An 18,916-nucleotide genomic window follows, 5' to 3' on the forward strand; every position below is an offset into this window, starting at 1 on the left:
GTCCAGGCCACAGATGAATCCTGCATTTTGCTAGGGTTTATCTACCGGAAAAACACCCCCGCTTCTATGAACTTTCGAGCCGCGACTCCCCAGGAAGACAGCACCATTGCCCAGCACTTTTATCAGATGTGGTGCGATTTAGGCATGACTGAAACCGTCATTCAGCAAATTGGGCTTCAGTGACAGCAATCTCATGGAACTCGATTTGCACGTCAGGGAGAGGTCTGATCAGTCCCGCTGACGACCTTAATGGCGATCCGGCGGTAGATTAGTCACCCAGTCCCGCCATAAACTCCCCGAGGGACGTCGCCAGCGTAGCCTGTTGCAGGAGCTGTCGCAGGCGGGATAGGTCACGCATCGGTGCGAGGCGATCGCGCACCTGCTCTGGAACCTGATTAAAGCGCACCGTCAGCACATCGAGAATAGCCGAACGAGCCATCTCTAAACTGCCTTCTTCAACTCCTTCTTGGCGACCTTCTTGGCGACCGGTTTCTAGGGCTTGACGTTCAATGTTGCTGAGAATTGGCATTTTTCGTTCCTCCTGATACTGGCGAAGTTTGCTATCAAAACGCTCTTGTAAGACTTGAGGCAGAGTCATCATCCAGTCCAACAGTCGAAAAAAACGGATGATGTCCTCTTCAGTATAATCTCGCTCATAGAGCAGTTGAACCAGATTCCATTTCCAAGCTTCCCGTTCCTCGGCTTGACCTCGGGTGACGTGGGTTTTCAGGTGCGCCATCACCAGCAAGGAAAAGGGATTCGAGGATTGTTCCAGGGTTTCCCACTGCTGCTGATAGTCCAGGAGTTTTACCGTCGGGAAGCTGAACTCGACGCGACATCCAGCCAGTTCGTAGCTATAGCCGCTCGGTCGCCATTGGGGTCGCTCATCGCCCAGGATGGCCAGACTGATGACTTTGGGGTTGATATCAAAGGAGCGATAGTGATAGATATACATCCGTTTGTCAAAATCCGGGTCTCCTTGACTCTGGACTTCCACGTGAATCAGTAGATAGGCTTCTTCTCCGTTTTTTTGCCAGACTTGAAAGAGTTTGTCACATTCTCGCTCCCCTTCTCGACCACTGGGGCTGATTTGTTGCAGTTCTTTGTCTAAGGATTGGTAGGATTTCGTCCAATCGATTAGCTCATGCACTTGGGGAAAGAAAAAGGCGAGAAATGGCTCTAAGTAGTCTTCGATTGCCTCTTTCCAGGGTTGGTCATAGTTGGCTGAGGGGGTCTCCAAGAGCTTGACTCCTATTACATTCTTATCCTAATTATAGCAAATTAGCTGTGTTTTATTAACGAGATAAATCAAGGAAATAAATAATGTTTAATATATTTTTTTAAGACCGCCAGAGATTAACAAGTTGCCAAGATGGTTTCGGGGAGAACGGCAGCTCTCCCCGACTAATTATCCGATGAAATCACCCCAATAACGGGTTAAGGGGTTGTGGGCGATCGCCCGGCGGTAGATTAGTCCCCCAGTCCCGCCATAAACTCCCCGAGGGACGTCGCCAGCGTAGCTTGTTGCAGGAGCTGTCGCAGGCGGGATAGGTCACGCATCGGTGCGAGGCGATCGCGCACCTGCTCCGGAACCTGATTAAAGCGCACCGTCAGCACATCGAGAATGGCCGAACGAGCCATCTCTAAACTGCCTTCTTCAAGTCCTTCTTGACGACCTTCTTGACGACCTTCTTGACGACCTTCTTGGCGACCTTCTTGGCGACCTTCTTGGCGACCGGTTTCTAGGGCTTGACGTTCAATGTTGCTGAGAATTGGCATTTTTCGTTCCTCCTGATACTGGCGAAGTTTGCTATCAAAACGCTCTTGTAAGACTTGAGGCAGAGTCATCATCCAGTCCAACAGTCGAAAAAAACGGATGATGTCCTCTTCAGTATAATCTCGCTCATAGAGCAGTTGAACCAGATTCCATTTCCAAGCTTCCCGTTCCTCGGCTTGACCTCGGGTGACGTGGGTTTTCAGGTGCGCCATCACCAGCAAGGAAAAGGGATTCGAGGATTGTTCCAGGGTTTCCCACTGCTGCTGATAGTCCAGGAGTTTTACCGTCGGGAAGCTGAACTCGACGCGACATCCAGCCAGTTCGTAGCTATAGCCGCTCGGTCGCCATTGGGGTCGCTCATCGCCCAGGATGGCCAGACTGATGACTTTGGGGTTGATATCAAAGGAGCGATAGTGATAGATATACATCCGTTTGTCAAAATCCGGGTCTCCTTGACTCTGGACTTCCACGTGAATCAGTAGATAGGCTTCTTCTCCGTTTTTTTGCCAGACTTGAAAGAGTTTGTCACATTCTCGCTCCCCTTCTCGACCACTGGGGCTGATTTGTTGCAGTTCTTTGTCTAAGGATTGGTAGGATTTCGTCCAATCGATTAGCTCATGCACTTGGGGAAAGAAAAAGGCGAGAAATGGCTCTAAGTAGTCTTCGATTGCCTCTTTCCAGGGTTGGTCATAGTTGGCTGAGGGGGTCTCCAAGAGCTTGACTCCTATTTAATTTAATTCTTTTCTCATCCTAATTATAGCAAATTAACTGTGTTTTATTAACGAGATAAATCAAGGAAATAAATAATGTTTAATATGATTTTTAAGACCGCCAGAGATTAAAAAGTTGCCAAGACGGTTTCGGGGAGAGCCGCCGTTCTCCCCGACTAATTATCTGATGAAATCACCCCAATAACGGGTTAAGGGGTTGTGGGCGATCGCCCGGCGGTAGATTAGTCCCCCAGTCCCGCCATAAACTCCCCGAGGGACGTCGCCACCGTAGCCTGTTGCAGGAGCTGTCGCAGGCGGGATAGGTCACGCATCGGTGCGAGGCGATCGCGCACCTGCTCTGGAACCTGATTAAAGCGCACCGTCAGCACATCGAGAATGGCCGAACGAGCCATCTCTAAACTGCCTTCTTCAAGTCCTTCTTGGCGACCTTCTTGGCGACCTTCTTGGCGACCTTCTTGGCGACCGGTTTCTAGGGCTTGACGTTCAATGTTGCTGAGAATTGGCATTTTTCGTTCCTCCTGATACTGGCGAAGTTTGCTATCAAAACGCTCTTGTAAGACTTGAGGCAGAGTCATCATCCAGTCCAACAAATGATAGAACCAGACTCATGTTTTCAAGGGAAACCTAACATAGATTTCCAGGTTTCAGACCTCCTCTAAGGGGAGTTCAAAACCGTTAACTTTATTACAAATAACCCCGCCAACACCCACATCGCTATGGGAATCTCGCGAAACCTGCCCTGACAAGATTTTAACAAGGGATAAGCGATCGCCCCCACGGCCAAACCATCGGCAATGGAATAACTCAAAGGCATAATCACCATCGTCAGAAACGCCGAAATCGCTTCCGCTGGGTCATCCCAGCGAATCTGACGCACGGTTCCCATCATCAACACCCCCACCAAAATCAAAGCCGGGGCCGTGGCAAACTCAGGAATCCCCGCCAGCAGGGGGGTAAAAAACAGCGACAGCAGAAACAATCCCGCCACCCCCACCGCCGTAAAGCCACTGCGTCCCCCTTCCGATACCCCCGCCGCCGACTCAATATAAGCCGTCGTCGTTGAAGTTCCCAAAAGGGCCCCCACCGTCGTCCCCACCGCGTCCGCCATAAAAGCCCGATTGAGGCGGGGAAACTCCTGTCCCGATTTCAAATAGCCCGCCTTCACCCCCAATCCCGTCAAAGTTCCCACCGTATCAAAGAAATCCACAAAGAAAAACACCACCATCACCGTCAGAAACTGCCCCGGATTCACCGACAGGGCCGTCCCTAACCCCATCAACCCCTGGCCCAACAGATGCACCGGTAACGGGGGTAAACTCACGATCGCCTCAGGAGGGGCCGCCACTCCCAAACCCCAGGCCAACACCGCCGTCGCCAAAATGCCCCAAAGTAACGCCCCCCGCAGTCGTCGGGCCATTAAAGCGGCGGTAATCCCCAACCCCAACACCGTTAACGCAGGAACCCCCTGGGTTAAATCGTTTAAGGCGGTTGTGGTGACCTCATCGGCAATGATAATCTCACTCTCCGTTAGGGCAATATAGGCAATAAACAAGCCAATCCCGGCACTGGTGGCATATTTCAGGCCATCAGGAATCGCCCGCACGATCGCCCCCCGCAAATTCAACGCGGTCAAAATCATGAATAGCACCCCCTCCACAAACACCGCTGCTAAGGCAACTGGCCAGGGAATACCCAAGCCTAAAACCACGGAAAAGGCAAAATAGGCATTCAGCCCCATTCCCGGCGCCAGAGCGAAGGGATACTTAGCATAAAGTCCCATCACCAGCGTGGCGATCGCCGCCGCCAGGGCCGTCGCCACCACCAACTCGCCAAACAAATCCCCCGGGGTTTCCAGAAAAATGGCATTGGAGAGAATCGCCGGATTCACCGCCAAAATATAAGCCATCGTCACAAACGTGGTCACAGCGGCGATCGCCTCCTGACGAAACCCCGTCTTCAAGGCAGAAAACCCGAAAAACTCAGCCAATGGAGTTAGATTAGCCATCCCCCAACCTCCAAATCAAACCGCCCCCTATCATCCCCCATTCCGTTCCTCCTGTCTGTCCCCTCCTGACCTTCCCATCAAAAAAACTTGATGTATCAAAAAAACTTGATATGATACAAGCAACAGCCCCAAGCTGAACCCATAAGCCTGTATCCACAGCACCTAAACTCAGTCCTATGTCCAGTCACAGCACCGCACCGCCTCAAGCCGGTGGGACACTCAACATCTTCGAGAAATATCTTACCCTTTGGGTGTTTCTCTGCATTATCGCCGGCATCGCCTTAGGGAAACTCTTTCCCAACGTTGCCGAACAACTCGACAGCCTCAGCCTCTATAACGTCTCCATCCCCATCGCCATCTGTCTTTTCTTCATGATGTATCCCATCATGGTGAAGATTGACTTCTCCCAAGCCAAGCAAGCCGCCAAAGCCCCCAAACCCGTTCTCCTCACCCTGGTGGTAAACTGGCTCATCAAACCCTTCACCATGGTGGTGATTTCCCAATTCTTCCTGGGAATCCTCTTTCGCCCCCTCATCGAAGGAACCGAGATGATTCGCGGCGTTGAAGTCTCCATCGCGAACTCCTATATCGCCGGAACCATCCTCCTAGGAATCGCCCCCTGTACCGCCATGGTGCTGATGTGGGGCTATCTCTCCTATAGCAATCAAGGGCATACCCTGGTTATGGTGGCCGTCAACTCCCTCGCGATGCTATTTCTCTACGCACCCCTCGGGAAATGGCTGTTAGCGGCCAGCGAGTTAACCGTTCCCTGGGAAACCATTGTCTTCTCAGTGGTAATTTACGTGGGATTGCCCCTCCTCGCCGGCTATATCACCCGCACCTGGAGTTTACGCAACAAAGGACGAGACTGGTTCGAGACAGTCTTTCTCAAACGCCTCGGCCCCGTCTCCGTCATTGCTCTCCTCGTGACCCTAATTCTACTATTTGCCTTCAAAGGAGAACTCATCGTTAACAACCCCTTCCATATCCTCCTCATCGCCGTCCCCCTGTTTATCCAAACCAACCTGATTTTCCTCATCACCTATGTGGCGGGATTGAAACTCAATCTCTCCTACGAAGATGCGGCCCCCGCTGCTCTGATTGGGGCCAGTAATCACTTCGAGGTCGCCATCGCCACCGCCGTGATGCTATTTGGCCTCAACTCGGGGGCGGCCCTAGCCACCGTCGTCGGCGTTCTCATCGAAGTCCCGGTGATGTTGATGCTGGTTCGCATCTGTCAACGGACCGCCAGTTGGTTTCCCCGAGAACCTGAGAAAGCCACCCTGCGAGACCCCCGTTGTACTCACAACTATTCCCTGGAATCGTAAGCTCAGGATGAGAGTATTAGTCAGACGAACTAAGACGCAAAAAGCTCGATATATAGAATACCCTTCGTGTATCGCCCAAATCGGAAATTTTTTGTCCTAGTTAAAATGACTATATAGACCGACTCAATCACCGCTCACCAAGAGACCCAAGAACAAGCCAAGCAAGCCGTTTAACCGGGAGTTCCATGAAAAAAGTCATGTTTGTCTGTAAACGCAACTCCTGCCGCTCTCAGATGGCGGAAGGGTTCACCCGTCACCTCGGTGCTGGTCAGGTGGAGGTTCACAGTTGCGGTTTAGAAGCCTCCCGCGTTCATCCCACGGCCATTGAGGTGATGCAGGAGGTGGGGATTGATATTACAGACCAAACCTCAGACCCTCTCAGTAATTTCCAAGCTGAGGACTATGATGCAGTCATCTCTCTCTGTGGCTGTGGGGTGAACTTACCCCCGGACTGGGTGAGTCAAGAAATCTTCGAGGATTGGCAACTCGATGACCCCGATGGCCAGCCTCTGGAGACTTTTCGCCGGGTTCGCGATGAAGTGCGCGATCGCGTTAAACATCTCCTTGAAATTCTCAGCTAGATTTTTAGCTTAGCTCCCTGTAAAGTCCACCTTCTCACTGGTACTTGGCGTTTTGCCTACAAGTGCCGGTGTTTTCTCTTTTTTGCTATGGTGATTAAAAGGTCAAAGAAAGCGACCACCACCACCTCGACTATCGCTCGGTGACCAGGGTTTGCCCCTACCGGTACTCATCGTTCAGGATTGTTCAATGTCTCTCCCTTCTCCTCACGATATTATTCGTCAACAACAGGCACAACTGGAGGCGCTGCAATTAGAATTAGAAGTTGAACAGCAACGGAGTGAGCTGCTGACGCAACAACTGGCTTCCTCGGAACGTCAATTGCGAGGAATTTTAGGGGCAATTATGGATATTGTCCTAGAAATTCAGGTTAACAATGGGGCTATTCAAGAAATTGATATTGCCCCGACTCATTTGAGTGCATTATATGATGTTCAGGATAACCGCAGTGACTGGGTTTATCACATGGTTGCTCAGTTTTTTAACCCGGAGATAGGAGACCTCTGGTTAGAACAAATTAAGCAGGTCTTAGCTGAAAAACAACGCCGTGATTTCGACTATGTTTTGTCTCTTTCAGGTCAAGATATTTGGTTTTCTGCTCAAATTTCTCCCTTGAGTGAAACCCGAGTGATTTGGGTTGCTCGGGATATTAGCGATCGCAAGTATTATTCTGATGCATTGCAACTAATTGTGGAGGGAACCACCTCCGAAACAGGACAGGCATTTTTTGAAGCCTGTGTTCGCTATTTAGCAGAAGCCTTGCAGGTTCGCTATGCCATTGTTAGTGAGTTTTCTAATGCTCAAAAAAATCGTCTCCGCTCTCTCGCTTACTGGACGGGAGAAACATGGCATGAGGGAGTTGACTATGCAATTCGTGATACCCCTTGTGCAGAGGTTTTGCAAGGAAAAATCTGCTACTATCCAAACGATGTAGCGGCGTTATTTCCCCGCGATCGCGACCTGCAAGAGATTAACGCAGTAAGCTATGTCGGGATTCCTCTCTATAGTTCGACTCAGGAAGTTGTGGGACATTTAGCGGTTATTGATACTAAACCTATTCCCATTGATAAAAACTATGAGAAAATCTTAAAAATCTTTGCCGCCCGGGCGGGGGCTGAGTTGGAGCGGGTTCAGGCGGAAAAAGCTTTAAAAGCTAGTGAGCGACAGTACCGGACATTAGTGGAGACGGCAAACTGCATTATTTTACGCTGGAACTTACAGGGTCAAATTAAATTTATCAATCAATTTGGGGCTAGTTTTTTTGGCTTTACCGTCTCAGAATTGGTGGGTCAACCGGTTTTAGGGACGATTGTCCCTAAACAAGATTCATCTGGACAGAACTTGCAAGAAATGGTAAAAAAAATCTGCCAGCATCCCAATCAATTTTTAGGCAATGAAAATGAAAATATAAGTCGAACGGGGGAGCGATTTTATATTAGCTGGGTGAATCAACTCACTCAAGTGGGTGACCAGGACGAACTCCTCTCGATTGGCACCGATGTGAGCGATCGCAAACGAGCAGAGGACAGTTTATCCCGAAAACTCGAACAAGAAAAACTCCTCAATCAAATCACCTATCAAATTCGTCAAAGCCTGGAAGTTCAGGATATTTTCAACGTTGCAGTTCAAGAAATTGCCTCAGCATTTCAAACGAGCCGTTGCCATCTCCAAATTTACCAAGAAGACCCCACACCCAACTTCCCTCAATGTTGTGAATATCGAGATAATGGGAATTCTGTCTGCTCCGATGAACAGCTTTGGTCTCTGGATAATCCTTATATTCAGAGGGTATTAGAGCAAGATCAGCCTTGGGCGTGCGATCGCCTCGACGAAGATGAGTTCTTAAAAACCCTATTCACCTCAGAACCTGACCTAAAATCCATTCTCAGTATACGCACCTCCTACCAGGGCAAAACCAATGGCATTCTCAGCCTCCATCAGTGCGATCGCTACCGTCATTGGACTGAAGACGATGTCAACCTCCTAGAGTCCGTCGCCTCTCGCCTGGGGATTGCGATCGCCCAAGCCAACCTCCTGGCCCAAGCCAAACAACGACAGACGGAACTCGAAGTGGCCCGGCGGGCCGCCGAAGACGCCAATCAATCCAAAAGCCAGTTCCTCGCCAACATGAGTCATGAACTGCGAACCCCCCTTAACGCCATTTTAGGGTTTAGCCAACTCATGACCCGTCAGGGATCATTAAACGACGAACAACGCCACCATCTTGGAGTCATTCAAAACAGCGGCGAACATTTGCTGCAACTGATTAACGAAATTTTGGATATGTCCAAAATTGAAGCCGGTCATATTCAACTCAACCCCAACCGCTTTGACCTCCATCATCTCCTCGACAGCATCAAAGGGATGTTTGAGCTGCGGGCCTCACAAAAGTTACTGCAACTGACCCTTGAACAGCATCCCCAAGTCTCCCGCTTTATCGAAGCCGACGAAGGGAAACTCCGTCAAGTCCTGATGAACCTCCTCAGCAACGCCATTAAATTCACCCACCAGGGTCGCATCACCCTACGGGTAAGCCAGGAAAAACCCATCACCCCCGAGGCCCCCAAGGAGTCCTATCAGTTACAAATTGAGGTTGAAGATACCGGAACTGGCATTGCCCCGGAGGACTTGGAAAGCATTTTTGAAGCCTTTGTTCAAACGAACTTAACCCAGCATGACCACACTGGAACCGGACTGGGCCTGGCCATTAGTCAAAAATTTGTCCAGATGATGGGGGGACAGTTACAGCTGGAGAGTGAAGTCGGCCGTGGCAGTTGCTTTTATTTCTCAGTGCCCATTACAGACATTTCTCTATCTAATGCCGAGGTTGATGACACTCCTGTACCGGAACGACACGTGGTGAGCTTAGCCCCCGGCCAGCCTGACTATCGTATCCTGGTAGTGGACGACCGTTGGGAAAGTCGTCAATTTCTAGTAGAACTGTTACAGAGCGTTGGTTTTCAGGTTCGAGAGGCCGAGAATGGCCTTGAGGCCATTCAGCAGTGGCAAGAGTGGCAGCCGCACCTGATTTGGATGGACATGCGGATGCCTCAAATGAGTGGTTACGAGGCGACTGAACATATCAAAGCTCATTTGCAGGGACAAGCGACGGTGATTATTGCCCTGACCGCCAGTGCCTTAGAGAACGAGAAATCGGTAATTCTCTCGGCCGGGTGTGATGACTTTGTACGTAAGCCGTTCCGGGAGGTCACAATTTTTGAGAAAATTTCCCATTATTTGGGAGTTGAATATGACTATGAGGATTCCCTGATACAGGGGATTGAGGCTAAAGGTTCGTCCTTGCTTTCGCAAGGGGAAATGATAGACTGCCTCAGCCAACTAGCTCCCTCTTGGCGAGAGTCTCTAAAAGAAGCGGTTGAACTAGCAGATGAGGAGCTAATCTTAGAGCTTTTACAGGCGTTACCGGCTGAACAAACGCCATTGTGCCAGACGATTCATCAGCTTGTCGATGAATTTCAATATGGTACATTGTTAGATAGACTCGCGTTTCCGTCTGACGATGAAAATGTTTAGTATTTTAAGGAATAGCACTCCATGACTCAAGACCGTCCCAGCACTCAGTCCTATCGAGGAGACATCTTGATTGTTGATGATACTCCAGAAAACTTGAAGTTTCTCTCCAAAACTCTTGCTGAGCAGCAGTATAAGGTTCGTAGCGTGACGGATGGGGTCATGGCGTTACGGGTGGCTCAAGCTGCTCCGATTAACTTGATTCTTCTGGATGTCAAAATGCCAGGCATGGATGGCTATGAAGTTTGTTGTCGGCTCAAGCAACATGAAAAGACTAAAAATATTCCCGTTATTTTTATCAGTGCCTTGGATGACATGATCGATAAAGTGAAAGCCTTTCATGTTGGTGGGGTTGATTATATTACGAAACCTTTTCATGTTGAGGAAGTATTAGCTCGTATTGAAACTCATATCACCTTGGAAGCAGCCAAGACGGAAATTTTAAAGCTCAATAGTAATTTAGAAAACCGTGTCAGACAACGAACACACCAGCTTGAAAAAGAGATTGCAGCCCGTCAACAGGCTCAGGAGCAACTGTTACATCTGGCGTTGCATGATGCCTTAACGGAGTTACCCAATCGTGTACTGTTTATGAAACAACTGGGTCGAATTTTAGACCAGAGCAAGCAAAATAGTACTCATCGTTTTTCGGTATTGCTATTAGACTGTGATCATTTCAAGGTCGTGAATGATTCCTTAGGTCATTTGGTGGGCGATCGCCTACTGATTGCTGTGGCGCGGCGAATCCAAACCTGTCTACCTCCTGGAGTAATGTTGGCAAGACTCGGTGGTGATGAATTTGCCATTTTGGTTGAAGAGGATACTCCCGAGGGCGATCGCGCGTTGGAATTGGCCAAGCAAATTCAAGCAGAGTTAAGCTATCCCTTTCAACTGGGGTCTCAGGAAAACTTTACCAATGTCAGTATCGGTATTGTTTTGGGTCATCCCAGTTATGAGCAGCCGGAGCATTTGTTACGAGATGCAGACTCAGCCATGTATCAGGCAAAAGCGAAGGGGAAAGCCAGTCAGCAAATTTTTGACTCCAGAATGTATACCCAGGCGATCGTGCGCTTGCAGATGGAAACGGATTTGCGGCGGGCGATCGAGCGCAGAGAGTTTCTTTTGTATTACCAGCCAATTATTTGCCTGAAAACAAGAAAGGTTTCTGGGTTAGAAGCCCTCATCCGCTGGGAACATCCGAGTCGTGGTTTATTACTTCCGGGAGAATTTTTACCAATTGCCCAAGATAGTGATCTCATGAGTCATATTGATATTTGGGTACTTCGGGAAGCCTGCTTACAACTGAAAGCCTGGCAGGACAAGAACAAGCTCGATGATGCTATCTTTATGTCCACCAATCTATCTGTGCATAACTTTTTACAAGAAGATATTACGGAAAAAATTTCTGATATTCTGGTAGAAACTGGAGTTTCGGGGCATTGTCTAGAGCTAGAAATCACAGAAGACAGCATTATTAGAAACCCAAGTCAAGTCAATTCCATCTTGAACCGACTCAAACATCAAAACATTAAATTTAGTATTGATGATTTTGGCACAGGATATTCATCCTTGAGCTATCTGCATCAATTTTCAGTCGATAGTCTTAAGATAGACCGGTCGTTTATCCAGGGAATTGCTCCCCAGCCCTCATCCCTCAGCAACTTACAAATTGCCAATACGATTATTCAACTTGCTGAAAACTTGCAGTTGTCTGTAATTGCCGAAGGGATTGAAACCCTAGAACAACTCTCTATATTAGAGGACTTAGACTGCACCTATGGTCAAGGCTATTACTTTTCACGACCCTTACCCGCAGACGCAGCGTTAAATTTTCTCACCTACTGTCAGCAGTCCGGTTGAGTCCATCGAGGTGGCGGAGTCAGAACCTGACCGGGTTGCACCCGCAAACGTGGTAATCCGACATTTAAGTTTTGACCTAAGTCAAGGACAATGTCAGGATGCGATGACTAGACTGGCTCCACAGGCAATCGGTCTACAGCGGCCGAATTGTCCGAGACTCTGTTTTTCACACCCCAGACTTCAGCCAAGGAGTATTAATATCAGCCTGGTGATGATGATGATCTTCGATCTGAATTCCCAGTGGTTTCTATCAACTGGTGCAATCTGTGAACCATGGAACCTGGTATGCTCGCAGTGCTGAGCTGATTAGTTCGGCTTGGATGCACTGGACGGTCTGGCTGCGAATTCCCGGAGATGTCGTCTTTGCGTTAGGAGCGTTGTTAATGGTGATTTGCGTCCTGCGGGCGATTATTGCCATTGTCCAAGAACCCACCCAGGCTCAACCCCGGACTACCGTTAGTTCGGAGCTATCGTAACGGTAACCCCTGAGTGGATCAATTTTTTCCCAATTCATGCAAGTTTAGAGGAGACACAAGATTGATGACTAGCTTATTTGAACGACTCGGCGGTGAACCCGCCGTCGATGCTGCGGTCGACAAGTTCTACGAACGGGTGTTGCAGGACGATCGCATCAAACACTTCTTTGATGACACCGATATGGTTCGTCAACGGCAACATCAGAAAGCCTTTCTCACCTATGCTCTCGGAGGTGGCAACTATACGGGACGCTCCATGCGATCAGCTCATAAAGCCTTGGTTGAAGAGCGTGGCTTGAGCGCGGAACATTTTGATGCTGTTGCTGAAGATTTACTGACCACGCTTAAGGAGATGGGGGTTGCTGATGACTTAATATCTGAAGTGGCTGCTGTGGTTGGCAATGTTCAGCATAAAAAAGATGTCTTAAATCAATAGGGGATTGTCACCTGCTGAAAGTCGTTAACCCTAACCGCAGAAAACCCGATTGCCAGCCGGCGATCGGGTTGCTCTCTCACGCTAACAGAATCGATAAGGGTTGGCTTAAGCCCTCAAGCTTAGAGGTTCTGGTTGACCATGAGGCTCCTGCCGATCTTGGGAGGGCAGAGCTTGCAAGACGTCCCCATACTTAAAGGCTAAATGACCGAACTCACGGGAGAGCCAGTCCAGGGTAAAGTTACCCCCCTGACGATCGCTTTCAAGGGCGATCGCTTGAGAAATGAGTAGGGCTAACTCTTGTAAAGTGAACTGCTCCAAAAGTTGCTTTTTCTGCTCGTTTAACCTAATCATGTCCAAACCTCCTAAGCTATTTTTAGCTTAGCAATCCTAATTTTAAACTTCCTTAAAAAAACATAAAATGTAACATTTTTTATGACGCTTCTGGAAGCTAAGGATGATTCATCAGTAATAGTACTTAAGCCCAGTCCCTATTTCCATCTACATTGATCCCCGTTGTTTTTTAGGCGAGGCTGATTCTGTTTAGCTCGGATCTGCTTTCAGGCAATGGAGTTCAAACTGCCCCTAAACACCGCCCACTGCTGACGTTACTTGGGGCTTTTCCCTTGGACGAGAGACCCAGAATGAGGTGGAGGAACCTGGAACAATAGCCAATCCCCCTCCCGAGCAACAACCCGATAGGGAATCTCGGGATGCCAATCCTGGCGAGTGAGAACATAATCGGCTGTAAATTGTCGAGCTAAGATGACCAGTTGTTCTACCGTATGCTCTTCATAATCCGCAGCCAGTGCTTCCATCATTTGCAATCGCCTAAACCACTCCTGGATACCCCGCTCTGTAAAGGGCATACTTTTCCAGGTGAATACCAGAGACCGTTGAGAATAGGCTCGAAAATCGTGGGTTGAGTCAGGAACCAAGATTAGACTATCTTCTGGGGTGACCATCTGAGTCTGAATCCCGAGCCGGTAACGCTCCCCATTATGGAACCACTGAGTTTCCAGCCGGCCATCGAAGGGATTTTGTAAGGGACGAGGTAGCCAACCCCGTAGTCCTAAAACTAGAATCAGTAATGGAACCACTCCAATGGTATACATCAGACTCAGACGCAGTTGGGGCAACCGTTGGCTTATTGTAGGATGAGACTCAATTTTTTGCACAGCCGCAGGAATCATTAAACATCCCCAGAGCATCACTAACCAACCTAAATTCCGAATTGCCTGAGTTGGGTTATCTCGAACGGCAAAAAGTAAGAAGCCAGCGATCATTCCCCAGGCGATCCAGCTGAATCGACCCTTCCCATTCCTAAGTTGCCAATCGTTAAGAAAAATCAGAGTTAGCAAAATTAGAGCTAAGGCGATATTGGGTTCTAGGACAATGACGATTATGAGCAAGACCCCACAGCCAAGGTTTCGCTTTTGCCATAACTCTTGTGCTAGGATGCTAAATCCTAGGAGGCAAAATAGCTGCATAAAGGGAGTAACTCGGGCGAGTTGAAGTTTGGCGAATAGGGTGATGGGATAAACTTCTACAAAGATGTATCCCAAAAACAATAAAAATACCCCCATAATAATGGGTAAAAATAATTGCCGTTTTTGTTCTTTTGTTAAAGAATTAAGTGCAATGATATTGAGGGCTGCGGAAACTATGAAGACCCAAAAATCTCGCCATGATTGATGTCCAAAACTAGAAAAAATAATATGATGTGGATGTCTTACTTCGCCATAAATATGGATAAAAGACTGACTATCTAGAATCTTAGATTCTACCATCCCTGTTAGCCGTATCGGAATATAAACTGCTCCTGCAAATATCCCCAAAACCACTAATGGAACAAGTGCCTTCTTGAGGGTACCTTTTCCGTAAGCATCCTGAACAAGCCATGGAAGGATGAGGATACCCGGTAGAACACCGACTAAAATCTGAAATAAGGTTGCCATTCCAAATAGTAAATACCCGCAAGTCCATCGCCGAGAATGACAACACACAAAGCCCCAGATCACAAAACCCATTGACCAAATTGCCGGAATTGGCTCCGTTCGAAATAAATCAACAGAGCCAATGGTTCCCACAGAGGCTTGTAGACAGAGAAAACTAAAGGTTCCCGCAGTCACGAGAGAGGCCTTAAATTGTCGGGCTAGGGTAAATAGCCCCAGAACAAAGGAACTATAGGCGGAGACATAGGCAGCAAAATAAATCCAGGTTAGTGGAACGCCTAGATTGATTAAACTAGCCACTAAAGTCTGATAGTAGTATCGAGGAGAAAATTGAGTGAATTCTTGAACGTAAAAATCACGAGGATATAACTCTGGATTGACTAATAGTTTAATATATGGAAAATGATTAAGTAGGTTTTCGGATGAAAGTTGATAGCCGTAAGCAATAAGTGAAGCAACAACAAATCCTAGGTAAACCAGAACTTTGCCTAAGGAAATTGACGGTGTACCCTGCATAAGAGAAAGCCTCTAAATAACAGCATAAATTCAAATCTAAAGTTGCTTGTTGAAGGTAATAAAAAACAACAAGACGAACAGAATCAAGCCTAAGAACTGCAAGGATTAACAGGAAAAAACAGACCTAGATAGGCCCTAGTCTGTTGTAGGCGAGAAAAATTTGGATGTCAAGCTAGATGGTGGCTAGATTGCCGACAGAAACCGCGATATACTCCAAATAGACATGAATTACCTAAACAAGCGATTCAAGAGACGATTATGGTAGCGGTAGCAATTCTGGCAGCCGGACGGGGAACCCGCATGAAATCTTCACTCCCGAAAGTCTTACATCCCCTGGGCGGACGTTCTTTAATTGAGCGGGTGTTAGGGAGTTTGACACCGATCGCCCCCGATCGCATCTTCCCAATCATTGGCTACCAGGGCGATCGCGTCCAAGAGGCCCTCCACCACCACAGCAACCTAGAATTTGTTGAACAATCCCAACAACTGGGGACCGGTCATGCGGTGCAACAGCTTCTTCCCTATCTAGAGGGTTATGAGGGGGAACTATTGGTTCTCAACGGGGATGTCCCCCTACTGCGGACCAGTACCCTGCAACAGCTTCTGCAAACCCACCGCGATCGCCGTAATGCCGCCACTGTCCTCACGGCCCAGCATCCTACCCCCCAAGGCTATGGACGGGTGTTCTGCGATCGCCGCAATGTCTTTGAACAAATTGTTGAAGATCGCGACTGTACCACCGCCCAGAAACAGAACCCCCGCATCAACGCCGGAATCTATTGTTTTGACTGGCCCAAACTAGCCCAGATTCTCCCCAAGCTTAAAGCCAACAACGACCAGGGGGAGTATTACATCACCGATGCAGTGAACTACCTCAATCCCGTCACCGTCGTCGATGTAGAGGACTATCAAGAGATTTTTGGCGTCAACGATCGCAAACAACTGGCCATCGCTTACGATATCCTACAAACCCGTCTCAAAGACGAAGCCATGGCCAGTGGTGTCACTCTTGTCGATCCCCACAGCATCACCCTTGACGACACGATCGTCCTCGAACCCGACACCATCATTGAACCCAATTCCCACATTCGCGGAACCAGCGTCATCCAAAGCGGCAGCCGCATCGGCCCCGGCAGCTTGATTGAAAATAGTCATATTGGTGAGAATGTCACCGTTCTCTACTCCGTCGTCTCCGATAGTATTGTCGCTGCCGACAGCCGCATCGGTCCCTACGCTCATTTACGGGGCCAGGCAGAGATTGGCCAAGGCTGTCGTATCGGCAACTTTGTTGAAATCAAACAAAGCCGGGTCGGAGACAACACCAACGTTGCCCACCTGGCCTATCTCGGGAACGCCACCCTCGGCGAGAAAGTCAACATCGGCGCAGGAACCATCACCGCCAACTATGACGGCGTTAATAAACATCCCACCCGCATCGGTAAAGGGACAAAAACTGGGTCTAATAGTGTTCTCGTTGCCCCCGTTACCCTAGGAGAAGATGTCACTGTTGCGGCGGGTTCGGTGGTGACCCAAGATGTCCCAGATGATAGTCTCGTGGTGGCGCGATCGCGGCAAGTCGTTCGTCCCGGTTGGCGGATGACCCCAAAAACCAACCCCGAAACTTAAATGACCCAAACCAAACCCCCCTGACTGAACGCCGTTCAATTAGGGGGGTTTATGAAACGGAGAGGGAGGGATTCGAACCCTCGATGGCTGTGACACCATAACAGATTTCGAGTCTGCCGCATTCAACCGCTCTGCCACCTCTCCAGCAGCAACCCCTATGGTAGCAGGTTTTGGGGGGAAAAAGCAAAAGTAGGCAGTAGGTCACTGTAACCCGGGTCGATCAATTGGAGGGGCGAAAAATTTTTCGCCCCTACCGGCCATAACCCATTGGTTTAGACCCGGATGGCGCGGTTGGATGTACCTCGGGTTTCCACGTCGCGGGGCTTTTTACCTCGCCAGATGAGTCGCATGGGAGTTCCCGTGAAGCCAAGCTGTTCCCGTAGTTGACGTTCAATGTAGCGACGGTAGTTGTCATTGAAGCGTTTGGGGTCGTTGACAAATAGGGTGATTGTGGGGGGCTGGCTGCGAACCTGAGTGCCGTAATAGATTTTCCCCTGACGACCTTGACGGTTGGTGGGGGGGGACTTCCAAGAAATCGCATCCTCCAAAACTTCATTGATCACGGAGGTACTCACCCGGCGTTTATGTTCTGCATTAGCGATGTTGGCTAGATCCAGGATATTCTGTAGCCGTTGCCCTGTGTGGGCACTGACATAGACCCGTTGCGCCCAACTGACGTAATAGAAGCGACTATCAATATGTTGGTCATAATCATAAATCGTGTGGGAGTCCTTATCGATCGCATCCCATTTATTGATGACCAACACACAGGCCCGTCCTTCCTCCACAATACGGCCCATCAGTTTCTGATCCTGTTCCGTCACCCCATCGAGGGCATCTAGAACTAACAAGACGACATCCGATCGCCGAATCGCTTTGAAGGCCCGGTTAATACTGAAAAACTCCGCCCCGTAATCGACGTGTTTCTTTTTGCGGATACCCGCAGTATCAATCAGGCGGTAGCGGACTCCGTCTCGTTCTACGAGAGTATCAATGGTGTCCCGAGTGGTTCCCGAGATAGGACTGACAATGGCCCGATTTTCCCCCACAAACGCATTCAGGAGGCTGGATTTGCCAACATTGGGCCGACCCACGATCGCCACCTTAATTTCCTCAATTTCATCTTCTTCTGAGGTTTCTGGGAGATAGGCGATGACCGCATCGAGTAAATCCCCCATCCCGCTTCCATGAATCCCAGAGACAGGGAAGGGGTCACCGATGCCCAATTCCCAAAATTCTGCCGCTTGAATTAACCCCTGGTCAAGAGATTCACATTTATTGACCGCGAGAACCACCGGAACCGGCTGCTGACGCAACCAATCGGCAATTTCTCGGTCAGCGGCGGTGGGGCCCATTTGTCCATCCACAACCAAGATAGCCACTTGGGCTTCTCCTAGGGCCAGGCGAGCCTGTTCTCGGATTTCTGGTAGAAATTCGCTATCGTCATCAAAGACGAGGCCGCCTGTGTCCACCACTTGGAACTCGCGATCGCACCAAAAGGCTTGTTTATAGGTGCGATCGCGGGTAATCCCCGGTTCATCATGGACAATGGCTTCTTTTCTCCCCGCAAGGCGATTGACAATCGTAGATTTACCCACATTAGGGCGACCGATAATAGCAACTATAGGACGTGGCATATCGTAAAACTGAGCGATTTAGCTGGTTATAGGATTAAAGTTTAATTATAGCTTTACAGGAAGCCACTACCCCACAGGCCTTAAGGCCGGGAAAAGGGGAGAGAGGTATGATGCGGCGAACCCAGGCTTCACCACAGGACATACACGACCCAGAGACTCTCTCCCCTTATAGCTATCGGTAAAAAAATGCCACTTTTACGGAGTAGGTCGAATTCTGTAACATAACTTTACAAAATAGCCCGTATCGTCCATATTTCGTTCCCTGTTCTCTATCTCCTGTGTCTGATCCATCTCCCGATATTTCTCAAATCATTGCTCACCGTCATCGTTCTCTCACCGCCTCTCCCCGCATCTGGTGGCGATGGGGAGGGCTGTCCCTGGGAACCCATATGTTACTTTGGGCACTTTTCCCAAGTTGGCGTGTCATCCCCTCGCCGCCAACGCCAACCAGGGAGGATGTCA

General features: G+C 49.0%; 14 protein-coding genes and 1 tRNA gene. 7 read left to right on the plus strand and 8 right to left on the minus strand.

Annotation, left to right across the window (positions count from 1 at the left end; translation table 11 throughout):
* Positions 1-268: 268 nt before the first annotated feature.
* From NEA10_RS03170 to NEA10_RS03185, 4 genes are all read right to left on the minus strand, one after another.
* Positions 269-1,240, minus strand: a complete 972-nt coding sequence (locus NEA10_RS03170) for an RpnC/YadD family protein (RefSeq protein WP_252663775.1) — start codon at positions 1,238-1,240, stop codon at positions 269-271.
* Positions 1,241-1,470: 230 nt separating this feature from the next.
* Complete coding sequence (locus NEA10_RS03175; protein WP_252663776.1) at positions 1,471-2,490, minus strand: RpnC/YadD family protein; 1,020 nt, start codon at positions 2,488-2,490, stop codon at positions 1,471-1,473.
* 239 nt (positions 2,491-2,729) lie between these two features.
* Positions 2,730-3,086 carry a hypothetical protein gene (locus NEA10_RS20945; protein ID WP_309494572.1) on the minus strand — a complete coding sequence of 119 codons (357 nt, stop codon included), beginning with the start codon at positions 3,084-3,086 and terminating at the stop codon, positions 2,730-2,732.
* A gap of 77 nt (positions 3,087-3,163) precedes the next feature.
* The gene (locus NEA10_RS03185) at positions 3,164-4,513 is read right to left on the minus strand and encodes an NCS2 family permease (protein WP_252663777.1); all 1,350 of its coding nucleotides are present in this window, start codon (positions 4,511-4,513) and stop codon (positions 3,164-3,166) included.
* Positions 4,514-4,689: 176 nt separating this feature from the next.
* Between NEA10_RS03185 and arsB the strand changes: the two genes are divergently transcribed.
* From arsB to NEA10_RS03215, 6 genes are all read left to right on the plus strand, one after another.
* Complete coding sequence (gene arsB, locus NEA10_RS03190) at positions 4,690-5,841, plus strand: ACR3 family arsenite efflux transporter (protein ID WP_252663778.1); 1,152 nt, start codon at positions 4,690-4,692, stop codon at positions 5,839-5,841.
* Positions 5,842-6,026: 185 nt separating this feature from the next.
* Positions 6,027-6,422 (plus strand): arsenate reductase, glutathione/glutaredoxin type, encoded by a 396-nt coding sequence (gene arsC / locus NEA10_RS03195; protein WP_252663779.1) that lies wholly within the window; start codon positions 6,027-6,029, stop codon positions 6,420-6,422.
* Between the two features lie 187 nt (positions 6,423-6,609).
* Positions 6,610-9,954 carry an ATP-binding protein gene (locus NEA10_RS03200; protein ID WP_252663780.1) on the plus strand — a complete coding sequence of 1,115 codons (3,345 nt, stop codon included), beginning with the start codon at positions 6,610-6,612 and terminating at the stop codon, positions 9,952-9,954.
* Between the two features lie 21 nt (positions 9,955-9,975).
* Entirely contained in the window at positions 9,976-11,811 is a 1,836-nt protein-coding gene (locus NEA10_RS03205; protein WP_252663781.1) for a two-component system response regulator, read from the plus strand.
* A 266-nt stretch (positions 11,812-12,077) separates the two neighbouring features.
* Positions 12,078-12,287 carry a hypothetical protein gene (locus NEA10_RS03210; RefSeq protein ID WP_252663782.1) on the plus strand — a complete coding sequence of 70 codons (210 nt, stop codon included), beginning with the start codon at positions 12,078-12,080 and terminating at the stop codon, positions 12,285-12,287.
* Between the two features lie 64 nt (positions 12,288-12,351).
* A complete protein-coding gene (locus tag NEA10_RS03215; RefSeq protein WP_252663783.1) occupies positions 12,352-12,723 on the plus strand; it encodes a group I truncated hemoglobin in 372 nt (123 codons plus the stop codon).
* 105 nt (positions 12,724-12,828) lie between these two features.
* On the opposite strand, the gene NEA10_RS03220 is transcribed toward NEA10_RS03215, so the two are convergent.
* Together NEA10_RS03220 and NEA10_RS03225 are read right to left on the minus strand one after the other, a co-directional pair.
* Entirely contained in the window at positions 12,829-13,074 is a 246-nt protein-coding gene (locus tag NEA10_RS03220; RefSeq protein ID WP_252663784.1) for a hypothetical protein, read from the minus strand.
* 254 nt (positions 13,075-13,328) lie between these two features.
* A complete protein-coding gene (locus NEA10_RS03225) occupies positions 13,329-14,306 on the minus strand; it encodes a DUF6798 domain-containing protein (RefSeq protein ID WP_252663785.1) in 978 nt (325 codons plus the stop codon).
* A 1,143-nt stretch (positions 14,307-15,449) separates the two neighbouring features.
* Here NEA10_RS03225 and glmU point away from each other — a divergent pair.
* A complete protein-coding gene (gene glmU / locus NEA10_RS03230; protein ID WP_252663786.1) occupies positions 15,450-16,817 on the plus strand; it encodes a bifunctional UDP-N-acetylglucosamine diphosphorylase/glucosamine-1-phosphate N-acetyltransferase GlmU in 1,368 nt (455 codons plus the stop codon).
* Between the two features lie 57 nt (positions 16,818-16,874).
* Here glmU and NEA10_RS03235 read toward each other — a convergent pair.
* Positions 16,875-16,961 (minus strand) — tRNA-Ser (locus NEA10_RS03235).
* A 128-nt stretch (positions 16,962-17,089) separates the two neighbouring features.
* Positions 17,090-18,454: a ribosome biogenesis GTPase Der gene (der, locus tag NEA10_RS03240; RefSeq protein WP_252663787.1), complete on the minus strand. Its 1,365-nt coding sequence runs from the start codon at positions 18,452-18,454 to the stop codon at positions 17,090-17,092.
* Positions 18,455-18,916 lie beyond the last annotated feature (462 nt).

This window comes from Phormidium yuhuli AB48 (genome assembly GCF_023983615.1).
In the GTDB taxonomy this organism is placed as follows: Bacteria; Cyanobacteriota; Cyanobacteriia; order Cyanobacteriales; family Geitlerinemataceae; genus Sodalinema; species Sodalinema yuhuli.

What these genes read in the sequence shown, in the direction of transcription:
- NEA10_RS20945 (WP_309494572.1), bottom strand. Translation starts at nt 3,086, where the DNA reads ATGATGACTCTGCCTCAAGTCTTACAAGAGCGTTTTGATAGCAAACTT.
- NEA10_RS03185 (WP_252663777.1), bottom strand. Translation starts at nt 4,513, where the DNA reads ATGGCTAATCTAACTCCATTGGCTGAGTTTTTCGGGTTTTCTGCCTTG.
- arsB (WP_252663778.1), top strand. Translation starts at nt 4,690, where the DNA reads ATGTCCAGTCACAGCACCGCACCGCCTCAAGCCGGTGGGACACTCAAC.
- arsC (WP_252663779.1), top strand. Translation starts at nt 6,027, where the DNA reads ATGAAAAAAGTCATGTTTGTCTGTAAACGCAACTCCTGCCGCTCTCAG.
- NEA10_RS03200 (WP_252663780.1), top strand. Translation starts at nt 6,610, where the DNA reads ATGTCTCTCCCTTCTCCTCACGATATTATTCGTCAACAACAGGCACAA.
- NEA10_RS03205 (WP_252663781.1), top strand. Translation starts at nt 9,976, where the DNA reads ATGACTCAAGACCGTCCCAGCACTCAGTCCTATCGAGGAGACATCTTG.
- NEA10_RS03215 (WP_252663783.1), top strand. Translation starts at nt 12,352, where the DNA reads ATGACTAGCTTATTTGAACGACTCGGCGGTGAACCCGCCGTCGATGCT.
- NEA10_RS03220 (WP_252663784.1), bottom strand. Translation starts at nt 13,074, where the DNA reads ATGATTAGGTTAAACGAGCAGAAAAAGCAACTTTTGGAGCAGTTCACT.
- NEA10_RS03225 (WP_252663785.1), bottom strand. Translation starts at nt 14,306, where the DNA reads ATGGGGGTATTTTTATTGTTTTTGGGATACATCTTTGTAGAAGTTTAT.
- glmU (WP_252663786.1), top strand. Translation starts at nt 15,450, where the DNA reads ATGGTAGCGGTAGCAATTCTGGCAGCCGGACGGGGAACCCGCATGAAA.
- der (WP_252663787.1), bottom strand. Translation starts at nt 18,454, where the DNA reads ATGCCACGTCCTATAGTTGCTATTATCGGTCGCCCTAATGTGGGTAAA.